This window comes from Qipengyuania sp. SM2512 (assembly GCF_054954005.1).
Genome location: NZ_CM143134.1, coordinates 1860295 through 1877494 on the forward strand (window position 1 = coordinate 1860295; position 17200 = coordinate 1877494).

The window sequence follows — 17200 nt, forward strand, 5'->3', positions numbered from 1 at the left end:
GAGCGATGTGACTGTGTTGCAAGATGGTTTGCAAGCGGTGTGCCAAACGTCGAAAGCGGTGGAAATGCAGCGGGTTGTCCACCCATTCTCCAGAAGGGTGTGGCGCCTATTGCCAATCCTTGGGGAAATTCCCTATATCTTGGCGATGGAGCGGGAAAACCAGTTTGTCGGCCAGTCCGGCGCCTTCCTGGATGCGGTGGAGCGGACCAGCCGCGCTGCGCCGATGCGGCGCCCGGTGCTGATCGTCGGCGAGCGCGGGACCGGCAAGGAACTGATCGCCGAACGGCTCCATCGCCTCTCGACCCGCTGGGACGAACCGCTGGTGATCATGAACTGCGCCGCTCTGCCCGAGACGCTGATCGAGGCCGAACTGTTCGGCCACGAGGCGGGCGCCTTCACCGGCGCGACCAAGCACCGCGTCGGGCGCTTCGAGGAGGCGGACAAGGGCACGCTGTTCCTCGACGAGCTGGGTACGCTGTCGATGGGCGCGCAGGAGCGATTGCTGCGCGCAGTCGAATATGGCGAGGTCACGCGGATCGGTTCGAGCCGTCCGGTGCGGATCGACGTCCGCATCGTCGGTGCGACCAACGAGGACCTCCAAGCCAAGGCCGAACGCGGCGATTTCCGTCCCGATCTGCTCGACCGGCTCAGCTTCGAGGTCATCACCCTGCCACCGCTGCGCGTGCGCGAGGGCGATATCCAGGTGCTCGCCGATTATTTCGGGCGCCGGATGGCCGCCGAGATCGGCTGGGAGGGCTGGCCCGGCTTCGCACCGCATGTCGCCGAACAGCTCGAGAACCATCCCTGGCCGGGCAATGTCCGCGAATTGCGCAATGTCGTCGAGCGCGCGGTTTACCGCTGGGACGACTGGAACGCACCGATCGCCCATGCGGTGTTCGACCCCTTCGACAGCCCGTGGAAACCCGCGACCCCGAGCCATGCGCAATCGCAGAAGACGACCAGCGCCCAGGCCCCCGCGCCCGCGGCCGCCGATTTCGATTCGGTCGACGATTTGCGCGCTGCGGTCGACGAGCACGAAAAGAGCATTCTCGAGCACGCGCTGGGCAAGCATCGCTGGAACCAGCGCCAGACCGCCAAGGCGCTTGGGCTGAGCTACGACCAACTGCGCCATGCGATCAAGAAGCACGGACTCGCCGACGACGGCTGATCGGCGCTTGCAATGCGGCGTGTTTGCGCCTAGCTCACCGTCAATCCCGATACTGTTGCGACATTGAGGGGCTGGCGCCGCAAGGGGCCGGCGCGAAACCCTGTTGTCGCATCGCTGTGGTATCGCGAGCTCGCAAACGGAGACCGAATGGCCGATATCGACCGCCTGACCGAAGTGATCGAACCTGAAGCGCAGGCGCTGGGTTTCGATCTCGTGCGGGTGAAGATGATCGCCTCGGAAGCCGGCGACGGCGGCCAGGCGCTGCAGATCATGGCCGAGGACCCGGCGACGGGTCAGCTGGTGATCGAACAATGCGCCGCGCTCAGCCGCCGGGTTTCCGAACGGCTCGATGCGCTCGAGGAGGCGGGTACGGTGCTGGTCCCCGGTGCCTATCACCTCGAGGTCTCGAGCCCCGGGATCGACCGCCCGCTGACTCGCGCGCAGGATTTCGCGACCTGGGCAGGGCACGAGGCCAAGATCGCGCTGACCGAGAAGGTCCAGGGCCATCGCAATCTGCGCGGCCCGCTGGTGGGGATCGAAGGCGACATGGTCACCGTGGCGGACAACCGCGCCGGCGAGGTTTCCTTCCCTCTTGCGCTCATCCATTCGGCGAAGCTGGTCCTGACCGACGCGCTCATCGCCGCGACTCAACCGCTCGATACCCAGGGTGTCGAGGACGTAATCGAAACCGAAGAAGAAGAGAGTAACAGCTGATGGCCAGTGCCATGTCTGCCAACAAGGCCGAACTCCTCGCGATCGCCAATGCGGTGGCCTCCGAGAAGATGATCGACAAGGAAATCGTCATCGAGGCGATGGAAGAGGCGATCCAGAAGAGCGCGCGCAACCGCTACGGTGCCGAGAACGACATCCGCGCCAAGCTCGACCCCGTGACCGGCGATCTGCGCCTGTGGCGCGTCGTCGAGGTGGTCGAGGAGGTTGAGGACTATTTCAAGCAGGTGGATCTCGCCGCGGCGCAGAAGCTCGAAGCCGATGCCAAGGTCGGCGATTTCATCGTCGATCCGCTGCCCGCCATCGATCTTGGCCGCATCGACGCGCAGAGCGCCAAGCAGGTGATCTTCCAGAAGGTCCGCGATGCCGAGCGCGAGCGCCAGTTCGAGGAATTCAAGGACCGTTCGGGCGAAGTCATCACCGGGGTGATCAAATCGGTCGAATTCGGCCATGTGATCGTCAACCTCGGCCGCGCCGAGGGCGTCATCCGCCGCGACCAGCAGATCCCGCGCGAGGCCGCCCGCGTGGGCGAGCGCGTCCGGGCGATCATCAGCAAGGTGGAGCGTAACAACCGCGGCCCGCAGATCTTCCTGTCGCGCGCGCATCCCGATTTCATGCGCAAGCTGTTCGCGCAGGAAGTGCCCGAAATCTACGACGGCATCATCGAGATCAAGGCCGCCGCCCGCGATCCGGGTTCGCGCGCGAAGATCGGTGTCATCAGCCATGATTCCAGCATCGATCCGGTCGGCGCCTGCGTCGGCATGAAGGGCAGCCGCGTTCAGGCGGTGGTCCAGGAACTGCAGGGCGAGAAGATCGACATCATCCCCTGGAGCGAGGATCAGGCGACCTTCATCGTCAACGCGCTCCAGCCCGCCACCGTCAGCCGCGTCGTCCTCGACGAGGAAGAAGGCCGGATCGAAGTGGTGGTGCCCGACGACCAGCTGAGCCTTGCGATCGGTCGCCGCGGTCAGAACGTCCGGCTCGCCAGCCAGCTGACCGGCAATCAGATCGACATCATGACCGAGGAGGAAGCGAGCGAGAAGCGGCAGAAGGAATTCGCCGAGCGCTCCAAGACCTTCGAGGAAGAGCTCGATGTTGACGAGACGCTGTCGCAGCTGCTGGTGGCCGAAGGCTTCGCCGAGCTCGAGGAAGTCGCCTATGTCCAGCTCGACGAGCTGGCGGCGATCGAGGGCTTCGACGAGGAACTGGCCGAGGAACTCCAGAACCGCGCGCTCGAGGCGCTCGAGCGCCAGTCGGCTGCCTTCCGCGAGGAGCGCAAGGAGCTGGGCGTCGAGGACGCGCTGGCCGAAATCCCGCATCTCACCGAGCAGATGCTGGTGGTGCTGGGCAAGGCCGGGATCAAGGAACTCGACGATCTCGCCGATCTCGCAACCGACGAGCTCATCGCCAAGAAGCGCGAGGCGCCGCGGCGCCGCGCCAATCCCGATGCCGCAGCCGCTGGCCCGCCGATGCGGCGTCCTCCGCAGCGCGAGCAGGACAAGGGCGGCGTTCTGGGCGAGTTCGGGCTGAGCGAAGAGCAGGGCAACGAGATCATCATGGCTGCCCGCGCGCATTGGTTCGAGGACGAGACCCCGGCACCTGCAGCCGTTCCGGCTGAGGCGCCCGCCGCCAAGGCCAAGCCTGCGAAGAAGACCAAGGCGGTTCCAGCCGAGGAAGCTCCTGCCGAGGAAGTATCCGCAGAGGTAGCCGCCGAAGAAGCTCCCACCGAGGCGGACGCCGCCGCGGCTGGCGAGTCCGACATCCAGGAGGCCGCCGATGCGGACTCCACCCAATGAGCGCCTGACGCCCGACATCGCCGAAGCCTCGCGGCCCCGTAAAGCGGAGCCCGGGGAGCGCTGTCCGGAACGCCGCTGCATCCTCGCCGGCGAGAGTTCGCCGCGCGAGGGTCTGATCCGGCTGGCGGTCTCGCCCGAGGGTCTGGTGCTGCCCGATGTCCAGGCGAAGGCCCCCGGTCGCGGCGCCTGGATCGGGGTGACGCGCGACGAACTCGCCGAGGCGCTGGCCAAGGGCCGGCTCAAGGGAGCGCTCTCGCGCGCCTTCAAGACCGGCGAGCTTCACATCCCCGCGGACCTTCCCGCCAAGATCGAGGATGCGCTGACCAGGGCACTGCTCGACCGGCTGGGGTTGGAAATGCGCACCGGCGCACTCATATTGGGCACCGACCGCATCGCCGAGACGGCGCGGGGCGGGGCGGTGTCGCTGCTGCTGCACGCCAGCGATGCCAGCGAGGGCGGGTGCCGCAAACTCGATCAGGCGTGGCGCGTCGGGTCCGATCGCGAGGGCACTGCATTGCGCGGAACGGTCTTGCCACTGGACCGGGCGGCGCTGTCTGTGGCATTGGGCCGCCTGAACGTCGTCCATCTGGCGCTTGCCGACGATGGAGCGGCCGGGCGAGTCTCGGGGCTTCTGCAGCGATTGTTGCATTTTACCGGCGGCAGTCATGCCGCCTCCACCGACGACGCGCCTGCTTCCGCAGAGCGCCGGATTGACGATACGAATACCTGAAGGACAGATGAGCTAGATGAGCGACGAAGACCAGAAGCCTGCCCGCAAACCCCTCGGCCTCAAACGGTCGGTGGATGCCGGCGAGGTCAAGCAGACCTTCAGCCACGGCCGCACCAACAAGGTGGCGGTCGAGGTGAAGCGGCGCCGCAAGCTCGTGAAGCCCGGCGAGGCCGCGCCGCCGCCGCCGCCGGCTCCCGAACCGGCTCCGCCGCCCCCGCCACCGCCGGCCCCCGCGCCGACGGCGCGGGCCGCTCCGGTCAAGAAGGACACTTCGGGCGAGACGCCGCAGGAGCGCGTCGCGCGTCTCCAGCGCGAAGCCGAGGAAGCACGCCTGCTGCAGGGTCAGGAAGCGCGCAAGCGCGAGGACGAGGCTGCCCGTCAGGCCGCCGAGGACGAGAAGAAGCGCGCCGAGGCCAACCGTGAGGCCGAGGCCGAAGCGGCCGCGCCCGCGGCTGCCGCGCCCGAAGCCGAGGCCGAACCCGCTGCACCGGCTGCGACCGGCGCGGATGCCAAGGTCGAGGCCGGTCCCGAAGCGAGCACAGCCGAGCCCGAGGCGGAAGGCGCGGCAGCGCCCGCGCCGCGCCGGTTCACCCCCGTCGCGCGCCCCGAGATCAAGCGTCCGAAGAAGGAAAAGAAGGAAGAGAAGCCGGTCCGCGAGGAGCCCGACAAGCGTCGCGGTGGCAAGCTGACGGTGAACCGTGCGCTCAACGAGGACGAGGGCCGCCGTGCCCGCTCGCTCGCCGCGCTCAAGCGAGCCCGCGAGAAGGAACGCCGCACCCATGGCGGTCCCTCCGCGCCGCGCGAGAAGCAGGCCCGCGATGTGGTCGTCCCCGAGGCGATCACCGTGCAGGAACTTGCCAACCGCATGGCCGAAAAGGGCGCGCATCTGGTCAAGGAGCTGTTCAATCTGGGCATGATGGTCACCGTCAACCAGACCATCGACCAAGACACCGCCGAGCTGCTCGTCGAGCAATTCGGGCACCGCATCCAGCGCGTCTCGGAATCCGATATCGATATCCAGGTCGAGCAGGATCTCGATCCCGAAGAGACGCTGCGTCCGCGCCCGCCGGTGGTCACCATCATGGGCCATGTCGATCACGGCAAGACCAGCCTGCTCGACGCGCTGCGCGGCACAAATGTGACCAAGGGCGAGGCCGGTGGCATCACTCAGCACATCGGCAGCTATCAGGTGAAAACCAAGGGCGGCGACATGATCACCTTCCTCGACACGCCTGGTCACGCCGCCTTTACCGAAATGCGCCAGCGCGGTGCCAATGTCACCGATCTGGTGGTGCTGGTCGTTGCTGCCGACGATGGCATCATGCCGCAGACGATCGAGGCGATCCGCCACACCCATGCGGCGGGTGTCCCGATGATCGTGGCGATCAACAAGATGGACAAGCCCGAGGCCGATGCGGACAAGATCCGCACCCGTCTGCTCGAGCATGAGGTCATCGTCGAGAAGATGTCGGGCGAAGTGCAGGACGTCGAGATTTCCGCGCTCAAGAAGGAAGGCCTCGACGAATTGCTCGATGCGATCGCGGTCCAGGCCGAACTGCTCGAACTCAAGGCGCGTCCCGATCGTCCGGCCGAAGCCACCGTCATCGAAGCCCAGCTCGACAAGGGCCGCGGTCCGGTCGCGACGGTGCTGGTGACGCGCGGCACGCTCAAGCGCGGCGATGCCTTCGTGGTCGGCACCCAGAGCGGCCGCGTCCGCGCGGTGGTCGATTACACAGGCAAGCAGGTCAAGGAAGCCGGCCCTTCGATGCCGGTCGAGGTCCTGGGTCTGGGCGGCGTCCCCAAGGCGGGCGATCAGCTCACCGTGGTCGACAACGAACAGCGCGCCCGCGAAGTGGCCGAATACCGCCAGAAGGCCGCCACCGAGCAGCGCACCGCGCTCGCGCCGACCAGCTTCGACACCATGTTCACCAACCTCCAGTCGAACGTCATCGAATGGCCGGTGGTGGTGAAGGCGGATGTCCACGGCTCGGTCGAGGCGATCAACACCGCGCTTCACAACCTCTCGAACGACGAGATCAAGGTGCGCGTGCTACACGCCGGCGTCGGCGCGATCACCGAGAGCGACGTCAGTCTCGCGGCGGCATCCAACGCCCCGATCATCGGCTTCAACGTGCGTCCCAATGCCAAGGCCCGGATGCAGGTCAACCGCGATCAGGTGCGGATGATGTATTACGACGTCATCTACCACGTGACCGAGGAGGTCGCCAAGGAGATGGCGGGCGAGCTGGGTCCGGAGCGGATCGAGACCGTCGTCGGACGCGCGCAGGTCAAGGAAGTGTTCCGCTCGGGCAAGCGCGACAAGGCCGCCGGTCTGCTGGTCGAGGAGGGCGTCATCCGCAAGGGTCTGTTCGCGCGTCTCACCCGCGAGGACGTCATCGTTTCGGCGACCACGATCGCTTCGCTGCGACGCTTCAAGGACGATGTGGACGAAGTCCGCGCCGGTCTCGAATGCGGCGTGGTGCTCGAAGACACCAACGACATCAAGCCGGGCGACCAGCTCGAAGTCTTCGAGGTCGAGCTGCGCGAACGCACGCTCTAGCGGGAACCGATTGTGCGTTACCGCCCCAGTCGCAGGTTCCGGTTTCTCGGCCTGGCTGGGGCGGCGATCGCCGTCGTCCTGGGTGTGATCTATATTGCCGGAGACCTGCTGTTCGTGGTCCCGGGACCTTGAGGGTCAGTGATGAGTAACGCCGAACGCCCGCACAATCCGCACGCCGCGCATGCCGATCTGATGGGCGTCGAATTCGATAGCTACGATACGGCGCGCGAGGAGATCACCTTGCGCTTTACCGCGCCTGCGAGCTTCATCACTCCGCGCGGCAGCGTGCAGGGCGGGCTGGTCGCGGGCTTTCTCGACGAGGCGATGGGCTGGGCGCATGTCTGGGCAACCGATCATGCCGAGGCACCGCTCAATCTGGAAATCAGCATGAGCCTGCTCAGGCCGGTCCCCGCGGGTCCGCTGATCGGCAAGGGCAGGGTGGTGCGGCGCGGGCGCCGGGTCATCTTCCTCGAGGGCCAGTTGCTGTCCGATGACGGCACGCTGCTCGCCAGCGCCACCAGCACCGCCATACCGACACCAAGACCACAGGGAGACGCCTGATGGCTCACAAGTCCGCCACGCCCGAACAGCAATCGGTCCGCGTCCTCAAGGTGGGCGAGCGGGTGCGGCACATATTGTCCGAACTGCTCGCGCGCGGCGAGGCACATGACGACGTGCTCAGCGCCACCACCATCTCGGTTACCGAGGTGCGGATGTCGCCCGACCTGCGCAACGCCAAGGCCTATGTGAAGCCGCTCCTCGGCGAGGAGGAGGCGGTGGTACTCAAGGCCCTGCGCACCAACACCGCCTTCTTTCAGCGCGAGGTCGCCAAAAGGCTGGGGCTCAAATTCGCCCCCAGGCTAAGCTTCCGCGCCGACGAGAGCTTCGATGAGGCGAGCCGGATCGAGCAATTGCTCAACGACCCCAAGGTCGCGCGCGACCTCGAGGAGGATTCCGACGACGCTGGCTAAGCGCTACCTCCGTCAGCGCTGACTGGCTCAGCGCGGGGCGAGCGCCACTCCCAGACCGCTGCCCAGCACGAGCGCATCCTCGCCCACGCCGCTTGCGGTCTGGCCAAAGCGTTTCATCGCCGCGCAGCGTAGCCGCCACCCGACGTAGGATGCGCCCAGCGCCGCCGCGACCCCGAGGATCGCGCCCGCCGCGCGCTCGCCGCGCGGCGCCAGTGCCGCCCCGGCATAGGCCGAGGTCAGGGTGCGCGCGATTAGGCCCAGCGCCACCACGCGATCCGGCGCGGATTTCATCTTGTCGCCCGCCATCTCGGCTGCCGCCAAAGCCACCGTGCCGCCGGCCACCACCGGATGCGAGATCAGCCGTTCCAGCGGCGCGCCGGGGGGCAGGTTGCCCTTGCGGGCAGCGGCGGCGACGGCGGCGAGGGGGGTCATGCTGCGTTGCCCTGCAACCAGGCCCATAAGAATCGAACGGATCATGCTTCTTCCTCCTGAGTTTGCCGGAACAACGCACCAGCAACGCACCGGGCGGCGATCTTATCCGCAATCAAGCTGCGAGCAGGGGATGGCATTGGCGGCGGCGATCGGTCACGCTGAAGCATGGCCAAGCTCTATTTCTACTACGCCAGCATGAATGCCGGGAAGAGCTCCACTCTGCTGCAGGCCGATTTCAACTATCGCGAGCGCGGAATGCGCACCATGCTGTGGACCGCCGCGCTCGACACTCGCTCGCAGGGCATGATCCGCAGCCGGATCGGGCTCGAGACCGATGCGCACCGGTTCGGGGCGGGCACCGATCTGTGGCGGGAGGTGATGGAGGTCCATGCCGCGACCCCGATCGACTGCGTGATGGTCGACGAGGCGCAGTTCCTCACCCGCGAGCAGGTCTGGCAATTGGCGAAGCTGACCGACGAGGGCGGGGTGCCGGTGGTCTGCTACGGGTTGCGCACCGATTTTCAGGGCGAGCTGTTTCCGGGATCCGCGGTGCTACTGGGGATCGCCGACAAGCTCGTCGAGCTCAAGGGCGTGTGTCATTGCGGGCGCAAGGCGACGATGAACCTGCGGGTGGACGAAAGCGGCCAGGCGGTGGCCGAGGGCGCGCAGACCGAGATCGGCGGCAACGACCGCTATCTTGCGCTGTGCCGCCGTCATTTCAGCGAGGCGCTGGCGGGCTGAGCGCCGAGCCCCTATCTACCCCCCATGCTCGAAACCCTTATTCTCGCGGCGATCCTGATCCCGTGCCTGATCGTCGCGATCGTCTTTCACGAAGTAGCGCACGGCTGGGTCGCGCTGATGCTGGGCGATCCCACCGCCAAGGAACAGCGCCGCCTCAGCCTCAACCCCATCCGCCATGTCGATCCCATCGGTACGCTGCTGGTGCCGGGCGCGCTCGCGCTGTTCGGCGGCCCGATCTTCGGCTGGGCCAAGCCGGTCCCGGTGCGGCAGGACCGCCTCGATAACCCTCGCTATGGGATGATGGCGGTGGCGGCGGCAGGGCCGGGCACCAACCTCGTGCTGGCCCTGTTTGGCGCGATCGTGGCGGGCGTGGTGATGGGGCTCAGCCATGCCGCCGGCGTTGAACCCAACCCTTGGCTGTTTACCGGCTTCACCTATTTCATCCTCATCAACATCTTCCTGGCGCTGTTCAACCTGCTGCCGATCCCGCCTTTCGACGGCTCGCACATCCTCGGCGGACTGCTGCCGCTGCGCTACCAGCGCCATTGGCAAAGGCTGCAGGCGCTGGGGATGGTGTTCATCGTCGTGTTGATCGCGGCGAGCTGGGCCTTTCCCGACAGCAGGCTGGTCGAGAATGTGGTGCTGCCGCCGGTGCTGTGGGTTCAGGACATCTATTTCGATATCGCCGGCTGGATTGCCCGGGGGATTTCTGGATGAGCGCCGCCGCCAATTCCACGATCAAACCCGACGGCTGGCTGGTGCTCGACAAGCCGCGCGGGCTGGGTTCGACCCAGGCGGTGGGCGCGGTCAAGCGCGTGCTGCGCGAGGCGGGCTATGCCAGGACCAAGGTCGGTCACGGCGGCACGCTCGACCCGCTGGCCGAGGGCGTGCTGCCGATCGCGCTGGGCGAGGCGACCAAGCTGGCCGGGCGGATGCTCGATGCCAGCAAGATCTACGAATTCACCATCCAGTTCGGCGAGGAGACCGACACGCTCGACACCGAGGGCGAAGTGGTCGAACGCTCCGACCGGCGCCCACCGATGCTGGCGGTGGCCGCGGTGCTGGAGCATTTCACCGGCGCAATCGAGCAATTGCCGCCGACCTATTCGGCGCTCAAGATCGATGGCAAGCGCGCCTACGACCGCGCCCGCGCCGGCGAGCAGGTCGAGATGAAACCGCGGCGGGTGACGATCCACGAATTGTCGCTGTGGCGCGATGCGGGTGAAGACCCGCAGGCGGTCGATCTGACCAGCACCTTCGCCACCACCACCGGCCGCCCCGATCCCTACGATCCGGGCGCGCCGCTGGAGCTCGCCGACAGCGTCACGCTGGTCGCCCATGTCAGCAAGGGCACTTACATCCGCTCGCTTGCACGGGACATCGCACGGGCGCTTGGCACGGTCGGCCATGTCACCTATCTCAGGCGCACCAAGGCCGGTCCGTTCTCCGAGAAGCAGGCGATTTCGCTGGACTTGCTGAACGAAATCGGTAAGGGCGCGCCACTTCACCAATCGCTTCTGCCGCTTGAGGCGGGGCTGGACGACATCCCGGCTCTTTCCCTCGACCCCGATAGCGCGCAGGCGGTCCGCCAGGGCCGGGTAATTTCGGGAATGCCCCACAAAGACGGGCTCTATTTCGCCAAGCTGGAGGATATTCCGGTCGCGTTGCTGGAGATAGTCGGAGGGACGGCCAAGGTCGTCCGGGGTTTCAACACAGCCGATGTCGCGGAGTAGAATGCATGACGGTTACCGCCGAAAAGAAACAGGAAATCATCAAGGACAACGCCCAGGCCGAGGGCGACACCGGTTCGCCGGAAGTCCAGGTCGCGATCCTGACCGAGCGCATCAAGAACCTGACGGGTCACTTCAAGGGCCACCACAAGGACAATCATTCGCGTCGTGGTCTGCTGATGATGGTCAACAAGCGCCGCAACCTGCTCGCCTACCTCAAGAGGAAAGACGTCGAGCGGTACAATGCGCTGATCCAGAAGCTGGGTCTGAGAAAATAAGAGTTTCGTGGAAGGGCGGCTCCCATAAAGGGCCGCCCTTTCGCTTATCGGCGCATGGGCATCCGGCCCCTGCGCCTCGGGGCTGACCAAGGCCCTCAACCGGACCGGGACGGCATCCCCGGACAATCGAGGCCCCGCGCTGCAATATGGCAGGCGGGATCAGAAGGAATTCAAATGTTCGACATTCACAAAGTAGAACTGGAGTGGGGCGGAAAGACCCTCACGCTGGAAACCGGCCACATCGCCCGTCAGGCCGACGGCGCCGTGCTGGCCACCTATGGCGAAACCGTGGTGCTCTGCGCCGTGACCGCCGCCCGCAGCCTGAAGGAAGGGCAGGATTTCTTCCCGCTCACCGTCCATTATCAGGAAAAATTCTCCGCCGCCGGGCGCATCCCGGGCGGCTTCTTCAAGCGCGAACGCGGCGCCACCGAGAAGGAAACGCTCACCAGCCGGTTGATCGACCGTCCGGTCCGTCCGCTGTTCCCCGAAGGTTTCTACAACGAGATCAACGTGATCTGCCAGGTCCTGTCGTATGACGGCGAAACCGAGCCCGATATCGTCGCGATGATCGCCGCCTCCGCCGCACTGACGATCTCCGGCCTGCCCTTTATGGGCCCGATCTCGGGTTGCCGCGTCGGCATGGTCGATGGCGAATACACGCTCAACCCGGCACAGTCCTCCACGCTGGTGGACGGCCGCCTCGATCTCATCGTCGCCGCCACGCACGACGCGGTGATGATGGTCGAGTCCGAAGCCAAGGAGCTGACCGAGGAAGAAATGCTCGGTGCGGTGATGTTCGCGCATGACGAGAACCGCAAGGTCATCAAGGCGATCGTCGACCTGGCCGAACTGGCCGCGAAGGATCCCTGGGATCTCGATCCGGTCGAAGACAAGACCGCGACGCTGGACGAGCTGCGCGGGCTGATCGGCGCCGATATCGACGCCGCCTACAAGCTCACCGACAAGCAGCAGCGCCAGAACGCCATCGCCGATGCCCGCGCCAAGGCGCGCGCGCATTACGAGAGCCTGGATCACTCCGACCCGGCCGAATATCTCGGCAAGCTCAAGCTGGTGAAGAAGCTGGAAAGCGACATCGTCCGCAAGGCCATCCTCAAGGACGGCAAGCGGATCGACGGCCGTGCGGTCGATCAGGTTCGCCCGATCGAGGCGATGGTCGGCTTCCTCCCGCGCACCCATGGTTCCTCGCTGTTCACCCGGGGCGAGACGCAGGCGATCTGCACCACCACGCTGGGCACCAAGGATTCCGAGCAGATGATCGACGGGCTCAGCGGCCTGTCCTACGAAAGCTTCATGCTGCACTACAACTTCCCGCCCTATTCGGTCGGCGAAGTGGGCCGGTTCGGCGGTTCCAACCGCCGCGAGATCGGTCATGGCAAGCTTGCCTGGCGCGCGCTGCACCCGGTGCTGCCGTCGCGTGAGGACTTCCCCTACACGATCCGCGTCCTGTCCGACATCACCGAGTCCAACGGCTCGAGCTCGATGGCGACGGTCTGCGGCGGCTGCCTGAGCATGATGGATGCCGGCGTTCCGATCGAGCGCCCGGTCTCCGGCATCGCGATGGGCCTGATCCTGGAAGGCGACCAGTTCGCCGTGCTCAGCGACATCCTCGGCGACGAGGATCACCTGGGCGACATGGACTTCAAGGTTGCGGGGACCGAAGCCGGTATCACCACCATGCAGATGGACATCAAGGTCGCCGGCATCACGCAGGAAATCATGGCCAAGGCGCTCGAGCAGGCCAAGGCCGGCCGCACGCACATCCTGGGCGAGATGACCAAGGCGCTGGGCACCGCCCGCGGCGAAGTCAGCAAGCATGCTCCGCGCATCGAGACGCTGCAGATCGACAAGTCGAAGATCCGCGACGTCATCGGCACGGGCGGCAAGGTGATCCGCGAGATCGTCGCCGAGACCGGTGCCAAGGTCGATATCGACGACGAGGGCATGATCAAGATCAGCTCCTCCAACGTCGATGAGATCGAGGCCGCACGCAAGTGGATCCTCGGCATCGTCGAGGAAGCGGAAGTCGGCAAGATCTACGACGGCAAGGTCGTCAACATCGTCGATTTCGGCGCCTTCGTGAACTTCATGGGTGGCAAGGACGGTCTCGTCCACGTTTCCGAAATGAAGAACGAGCGCGTAGAGAAGCCCACCGACGTCGTGTCGGAAGGCCAGGAAGTGAAGGTCAAGGTCCTCGAGATCGACCAGCGCGGCAAGGTTCGCCTGTCGATGCGTGTGGTCGACCAGGAAACCGGCGAAGAGCTCGAAGACACCCGTCCTCCGCGCGAGAAGCGTGAAGGCGGCGAGCGCAGCGGCGGCGGTGGCCGCGGCGGCGATCGTCGTGGCCCGCGCAGCGGCGGTGGCGGCGGTGGCCGTGATCGCGGCGGCGACCGTGGCGGTCGCGGCAATCGCGATGGCGAGACCGGCGGTTCGAGCGAAGGCGGCGCGCATGTGCCGGACTTCCTCAAGGACTGATCGTCAGGACCTGATACCTTCATCCGGGTTCAGGCCCGGCTGAAATCAAGCTAAGACGGGGGCCGCGATCAATTCGCGGCCCCCTTCCTTTGGAGAAGACCGATGCTGCCGCGCGAAACCCTTGCCACCGCCGAGATCCCCGGCGGCGACACACTCACCCTGGTCAGCCATGGCCGCGACCACATCATCATGCTTGGCCGCGACGAGCTGATGGGGACGCGGATGCAGTTCAGCGAGGAGCAGCTGGCCGAGCTCACGCTGGAACAGATCGACGCGCCCGCACCGCGCGTGCTGATCGGCGGCTACGGGATGGGCTTCACCTTTCGCGCCGCGCTGGCGGCGATCCCCGCGAATGGCCGGGTGGTGGTCGCCGAAGTGGTGCCCGAGATCCTCGCTTGGGCGCGGGGCCCGCTGGCGCATCTGACCGGTGCGACGCTCGACGATCCGCGCGGCGAGGTGGTGCTGTGCGATGTGGCGGCACTGATCGACGATGCCAACGACGGCACCAGCCCGAAATTCGACGCCATCCTGCTCGATGTCGACAACGGCCCCGACGGGATCGTCCGCGATGGCAACGAGCGACTCTACACGCGCACCGGGATCGCCCGCTCGCGCGATGCGCTCAGGCCGGGCGGAATCCTCGCGGTGTGGTCCGCCGCGCCCGATCCCAAGTTCCGCGGCCGGCTCAAGGATGCCGGCTTCGAGGTCGAGGAGCGCGTGGTGCGCGCGCGCCCCAACAACAAGGGGCCGCACCACACCATCTGGTTCGCGCGGGCGCCGTGATGCGGGCCGGCGGGCTCAACCCTGCCGAACCCGTACCCTTCCGTTAAAGTCGCGCTTGCCGACCGGAACGCCCAGCATCCGCAGGATGTCGTAGGCGGTCGCGGCGTGGAAATAGAAATTGGGCTGGCTGAAGCTGAGCAGGAATTCCTCCGCCGTGAAATCCAGCCTGAAGTCGCGGAATTCGAACCGCATGTCGCGCCCGATCGCCTGTTCTAGATCGTCTTCGGAGGTTTGCTCGAGCGCAGTGCGCGCCGCAGCCAGGTGCTCGCGCAACCCGTCGAAGCTCTCGGGCGGCGGCGACAGGTCGGGCTGGAACACACCCTTCGCGACACCCGCGAGCGCGCCCGCGGTGTGCACCGCGACGCTTTTCACCTGATAGGTGAAGGGGAACATATCCTCGTATATCCGCGCCGACAGGACATGCGCGGGCTCATGCCCCTGCTCGCTGCACCAGACTTCGCCGCGATCGACCAGCTTTGCGGTGCTGTCGATCATCTGCAGGGCGCTGGGGACGAAGGCGGCGTGTAGCGATAGCGGCATTGGGCAACTCCCGATTGGTCGGGACCTCCATAGCGGTTCGCATCATTCCGCCAAGGTATTCGGTGCGCGAAGCGAGATGAGTTTGCGGTGTGTTTTTACGCGATGGTTCAGCCGACCGCGCGCAGATGCGGCGGGCCGCCGACACCCAAGGGAGCCGCGTCGAAAGGGGTCATCGCCAGCGAACGGTCGCGCCCGGCATCCTTGGCTGCATAGAGGGCCCGGTCGGCGCGTTTGAGCGCGCTGGCGAGCGTTTCACCGTCGCGCAGCTGCGCAATGCCCGCGCTTGCGGTGACGGTAGTGGCGAGGTGCGAGACATGCTCGATCACAGCTGTTGTGACGCGCCGGCGGGCTTTTTCGGCCAGACTCTGCCAGTCGGCGCCATAGAGCAGGACCACGAATTCCTCGCCGCCGAGCCGTGCGGCAAAGACATTCTCGCCCTTCAGCCCTCTGCCAATCGCGACCAGCACCTCGTCGCCGACATCGTGGCCGTAGCGGTCGTTGATCCGTTTGAAATGGTCGCAGTCGATCAAGGCCAAGCCATGCGGACGGCCGCGCTCGCTTTCCTCGTAATGCCGCAGTAGTCCGCGCCGGTTGGCCAGGCCCGTGAGCGGGTCGGTCGCGATGGCAAGCGTTGCGGCTTCGACTTCGGCCAATGCCGCGTCGCGTTGGCGCCGGAAGTCCATGAAACCATCGACCACGCCCATCGAGGTGACGATGAATTCCAGCACGAGAGCGGCGAGTACCGCGCTGGTCCAGAAGTTGAGTTCTACCCCGGTGACGAGTTCGTGCACCAGCAGGTAGAGTCCTACAATCACTCCTCCCGACCAGGCGACCGCCTGGAAAGTCGCCGCCCGGCTTCCCAGCGCGATCGCCTTGCCGAGGCCGAAGACGATGATGGCGATCAGCGCCAGCAACCCTGTCTCCGGCACGTTGGTCAGTATCGGCACATGCGGGACCAGCGGGATAATCCCCGCCAGGACGAGTCCAATGGGGAACACCGATCGCAACAGTCGCCGGGTTCCTTCGAGCAGATATTTGCGTTCGATATAGGACGCGAGGAAAGGTCCCGCGACCGCGATGCTGAGCGTGTTGGCGACCCCGCCGATGAGCTTGGCTTCCGCTCCGCTAAGGCCGATCGGAGCTGAGGGGGCCATGAACATCACCGCCATCAGCCCGATCATGGCGGTGCGCGCCGAAAGCCAGAGCAGGAACGGACGCCGGACCACCGGGAAAAGCGCCAGTGTGATGAGGACGAAAATCGCCGCAGTCGCCAGAAAGGCGCCGAAGGTGATGCTCGGCCAATCCATTGCGGTAAGTTGCACTCCCCCGGCTGGCCCCGCCCGGCGTGAATGCCAAGATGGGAACCATCGCCAAGCCTAGCTCGGTGCAGCTGTCCCGAGCGTCAATGAAGGTGGTTACCAGAGGGTGATCGACCGCCCGGCGGACGACCGGTTCCAACCGGCCGGTCCGCTGGACGTTCGTTCAGCGAACGCGCGGACCGCCGAAGGGCAGGGGGGGCGGGGGACGGCGCGAACCGCGCGGCAACTGCGCCTGATAGGCTCGGCCGCAATGCTCGACGCAATAGGGAAAGCCCGGGTTGACCGCCGTGCCACAGAAATGAAAGTCCGGTTCGCCCGGATGACCCATCGGCCAGCGGCAGACCTTTTCGCTCAGATCCAGCAGGCTGGTCTTGTCGGCGATCTCGGGGCTCGGCTTGGCGGGCACCAGGCGGCGCGGCGGCGCCGGCGGGATCGGCGGCTGCTGGTCGCCCGGACCCTGGCGGAGGAATCCGCCGGGACCGACCGAGACGATCTTGGGCATGTTGGGCGCACGATTGGGCAGCGGCTGCGAATGGCCCGAAGCAGCACCGGTACCCGGCTCCACGTCCGGCTCTGCCTGCCGCTCGGCTACCGGCTCGGCTGGCGGCGCGCTCGGTGCGGGGGCGGCGGTCGGTTCGGCGGCAGGCGTGTCGGCGCGAAGCTGAGGTTTCTTCGCCACCGGCTTCGCGGCGGGCTTGGCCTTCTTGACGGCGACCGGCTTCTTCTCGGCCGCCTTGACCGGGGAAGGCCGCGCCTTGAGCCCGAGGCGATGCGCCTTGCCGATCACCGCATTGCGGCTGACCCCGCCCAGTTCATCGGCGATCTGGCTGGCGGTTGAGCCGCCTTCCCACATCTTCTTCAGGGTCGCGATGCGTTCGTCGGTCCAGCTCATTCAGTTCAATCCATTTTGCATAGGCGCCCGGCGGGTGC

The 17200-nt window shown here is 66.3% G+C and carries 17 protein-coding genes; 13 read left to right on the forward strand and 4 right to left on the reverse strand.

Annotated features, from left to right (window positions below; genetic code table 11):
• Positions 1 to 145 precede the first annotated feature (145 nt).
• The 7 genes from pspF to rbfA all read left to right on the forward strand — a co-directional run bounded on the left by pspF (position 146) and on the right by rbfA (position 7954).
• Positions 146 to 1168, forward strand: coding sequence for a phage shock protein operon transcriptional activator (gene pspF / locus ACQ5J0_RS09350; RefSeq protein WP_462567206.1), 1023 nt, complete (start codon positions 146 to 148; stop codon positions 1166 to 1168).
• A 147-nt stretch (positions 1169 to 1315) separates the two neighbouring features.
• A complete protein-coding gene (rimP, locus tag ACQ5J0_RS09355) occupies positions 1316 to 1882 on the forward strand; it encodes a ribosome maturation protein RimP (RefSeq protein ID WP_462567207.1) in 567 nt (188 codons plus the stop codon).
• Positions 1882 to 3693 carry a transcription termination factor NusA gene (nusA, locus tag ACQ5J0_RS09360; protein ID WP_462567208.1) on the forward strand — a complete coding sequence of 604 codons (1812 nt, stop codon included), beginning with the start codon at positions 1882 to 1884 and terminating at the stop codon, positions 3691 to 3693. The genes rimP and nusA overlap by 1 nt, the downstream gene beginning before the upstream one ends.
• Positions 3674 to 4423, forward strand: coding sequence for a DUF448 domain-containing protein (locus tag ACQ5J0_RS09365; protein WP_462567209.1), 750 nt, complete (start codon positions 3674 to 3676; stop codon positions 4421 to 4423). Before nusA ends, ACQ5J0_RS09365 begins: the two co-directional genes overlap by 20 nt.
• Before the next feature lie 16 nt (positions 4424 to 4439).
• Positions 4440 to 6983 (forward strand): translation initiation factor IF-2, encoded by a 2544-nt coding sequence (infB, locus tag ACQ5J0_RS09370; protein ID WP_462567210.1) that lies wholly within the window; start codon positions 4440 to 4442, stop codon positions 6981 to 6983.
• A gap of 141 nt (positions 6984 to 7124) precedes the next feature.
• The gene (locus tag ACQ5J0_RS09375; protein WP_462567211.1) at positions 7125 to 7544 is read left to right on the forward strand and encodes a PaaI family thioesterase; all 420 of its coding nucleotides are present in this window, start codon (positions 7125 to 7127) and stop codon (positions 7542 to 7544) included.
• Entirely contained in the window at positions 7544 to 7954 is a 411-nt protein-coding gene (gene rbfA, locus ACQ5J0_RS09380; RefSeq protein ID WP_462567212.1) for a 30S ribosome-binding factor RbfA, read from the forward strand. The genes ACQ5J0_RS09375 and rbfA overlap by 1 nt, the downstream gene beginning before the upstream one ends.
• 27 nt (positions 7955 to 7981) lie before the next feature.
• Here the strand turns inward: rbfA and ACQ5J0_RS09385 are convergent, their stop codons facing one another.
• Complete coding sequence (locus ACQ5J0_RS09385; protein WP_462567213.1) at positions 7982 to 8431, reverse strand: DUF4126 family protein; 450 nt, start codon at positions 8429 to 8431, stop codon at positions 7982 to 7984.
• A gap of 120 nt (positions 8432 to 8551) precedes the next feature.
• Between ACQ5J0_RS09385 and ACQ5J0_RS09390 the strand changes: the two genes are divergently transcribed.
• The 6 genes from ACQ5J0_RS09390 to ACQ5J0_RS09415 all read left to right on the forward strand — a co-directional run bounded on the left by ACQ5J0_RS09390 (position 8552) and on the right by ACQ5J0_RS09415 (position 14411).
• A complete protein-coding gene (locus ACQ5J0_RS09390) occupies positions 8552 to 9127 on the forward strand; it encodes a thymidine kinase (protein ID WP_462567214.1) in 576 nt (191 codons plus the stop codon).
• 24 nt (positions 9128 to 9151) lie between these two features.
• Entirely contained in the window at positions 9152 to 9844 is a 693-nt protein-coding gene (locus tag ACQ5J0_RS09395) for a site-2 protease family protein (RefSeq protein ID WP_462567215.1), read from the forward strand.
• Positions 9841 to 10860 (forward strand): tRNA pseudouridine(55) synthase TruB, encoded by a 1020-nt coding sequence (truB, locus tag ACQ5J0_RS09400; RefSeq protein WP_462567216.1) that lies wholly within the window; start codon positions 9841 to 9843, stop codon positions 10858 to 10860. Before ACQ5J0_RS09395 ends, truB begins: the two co-directional genes overlap by 4 nt.
• Before the next feature lie 5 nt (positions 10861 to 10865).
• Complete coding sequence (gene rpsO / locus ACQ5J0_RS09405) at positions 10866 to 11135, forward strand: 30S ribosomal protein S15 (RefSeq protein ID WP_305930174.1); 270 nt, start codon at positions 10866 to 10868, stop codon at positions 11133 to 11135.
• A 174-nt stretch (positions 11136 to 11309) separates the two neighbouring features.
• Positions 11310 to 13628: a polyribonucleotide nucleotidyltransferase gene (pnp, locus tag ACQ5J0_RS09410; protein ID WP_462567217.1), complete on the forward strand. Its 2319-nt coding sequence runs from the start codon at positions 11310 to 11312 to the stop codon at positions 13626 to 13628.
• A 102-nt stretch (positions 13629 to 13730) separates the two neighbouring features.
• Positions 13731 to 14411: a polyamine aminopropyltransferase gene (locus ACQ5J0_RS09415; protein ID WP_462567218.1), complete on the forward strand. Its 681-nt coding sequence runs from the start codon at positions 13731 to 13733 to the stop codon at positions 14409 to 14411.
• A gap of 15 nt (positions 14412 to 14426) precedes the next feature.
• On the opposite strand, the gene ACQ5J0_RS09420 is transcribed toward ACQ5J0_RS09415, so the two are convergent.
• The 3 genes from ACQ5J0_RS09420 to ACQ5J0_RS09430 form a co-directional block, all read right to left on the reverse strand.
• Positions 14427 to 14951: a DUF1993 domain-containing protein gene (locus ACQ5J0_RS09420; RefSeq protein WP_462567219.1), complete on the reverse strand. Its 525-nt coding sequence runs from the start codon at positions 14949 to 14951 to the stop codon at positions 14427 to 14429.
• A gap of 107 nt (positions 14952 to 15058) precedes the next feature.
• Complete coding sequence (locus ACQ5J0_RS09425) at positions 15059 to 16258, reverse strand: GGDEF domain-containing protein (protein ID WP_462567220.1); 1200 nt, start codon at positions 16256 to 16258, stop codon at positions 15059 to 15061.
• A 175-nt stretch (positions 16259 to 16433) separates the two neighbouring features.
• Positions 16434 to 17162 (reverse strand): GcrA family cell cycle regulator, encoded by a 729-nt coding sequence (locus ACQ5J0_RS09430; protein WP_462567221.1) that lies wholly within the window; start codon positions 17160 to 17162, stop codon positions 16434 to 16436.
• Positions 17163 to 17200 lie beyond the last annotated feature (38 nt).

Bases quoted from the DNA above. Each gene is read 5' to 3' on its own strand.
- ACQ5J0_RS09420 (WP_462567219.1), bottom strand. From the start codon at position 14,951: ATGCCGCTATCGCTACACGCCGCCTTCGTCCCCAGCGCCCTGCAGATG.
- ACQ5J0_RS09395 (WP_462567215.1), top strand. From the start codon at position 9,152: ATGCTCGAAACCCTTATTCTCGCGGCGATCCTGATCCCGTGCCTGATC.
- pnp (WP_462567217.1), top strand. From the start codon at position 11,310: ATGTTCGACATTCACAAAGTAGAACTGGAGTGGGGCGGAAAGACCCTC.
- infB (WP_462567210.1), top strand. From the start codon at position 4,440: ATGAGCGACGAAGACCAGAAGCCTGCCCGCAAACCCCTCGGCCTCAAA.
- ACQ5J0_RS09425 (WP_462567220.1), bottom strand. From the start codon at position 16,258: ATGGATTGGCCGAGCATCACCTTCGGCGCCTTTCTGGCGACTGCGGCG.
- ACQ5J0_RS09375 (WP_462567211.1), top strand. From the start codon at position 7,125: ATGAGTAACGCCGAACGCCCGCACAATCCGCACGCCGCGCATGCCGAT.
- nusA (WP_462567208.1), top strand. From the start codon at position 1,882: ATGGCCAGTGCCATGTCTGCCAACAAGGCCGAACTCCTCGCGATCGCC.
- rimP (WP_462567207.1), top strand. From the start codon at position 1,316: ATGGCCGATATCGACCGCCTGACCGAAGTGATCGAACCTGAAGCGCAG.
- truB (WP_462567216.1), top strand. From the start codon at position 9,841: ATGAGCGCCGCCGCCAATTCCACGATCAAACCCGACGGCTGGCTGGTG.
- ACQ5J0_RS09385 (WP_462567213.1), bottom strand. From the start codon at position 8,431: ATGATCCGTTCGATTCTTATGGGCCTGGTTGCAGGGCAACGCAGCATG.
- rpsO (WP_305930174.1), top strand. From the start codon at position 10,866: ATGACGGTTACCGCCGAAAAGAAACAGGAAATCATCAAGGACAACGCC.
- ACQ5J0_RS09365 (WP_462567209.1), top strand. From the start codon at position 3,674: ATGCGGACTCCACCCAATGAGCGCCTGACGCCCGACATCGCCGAAGCC.
- pspF (WP_462567206.1), top strand. From the start codon at position 146: ATGGAGCGGGAAAACCAGTTTGTCGGCCAGTCCGGCGCCTTCCTGGAT.
- rbfA (WP_462567212.1), top strand. From the start codon at position 7,544: ATGGCTCACAAGTCCGCCACGCCCGAACAGCAATCGGTCCGCGTCCTC.
- ACQ5J0_RS09390 (WP_462567214.1), top strand. From the start codon at position 8,552: ATGGCCAAGCTCTATTTCTACTACGCCAGCATGAATGCCGGGAAGAGC.
- ACQ5J0_RS09415 (WP_462567218.1), top strand. From the start codon at position 13,731: ATGCTGCCGCGCGAAACCCTTGCCACCGCCGAGATCCCCGGCGGCGAC.
- ACQ5J0_RS09430 (WP_462567221.1), bottom strand. From the start codon at position 17,162: ATGAGCTGGACCGACGAACGCATCGCGACCCTGAAGAAGATGTGGGAA.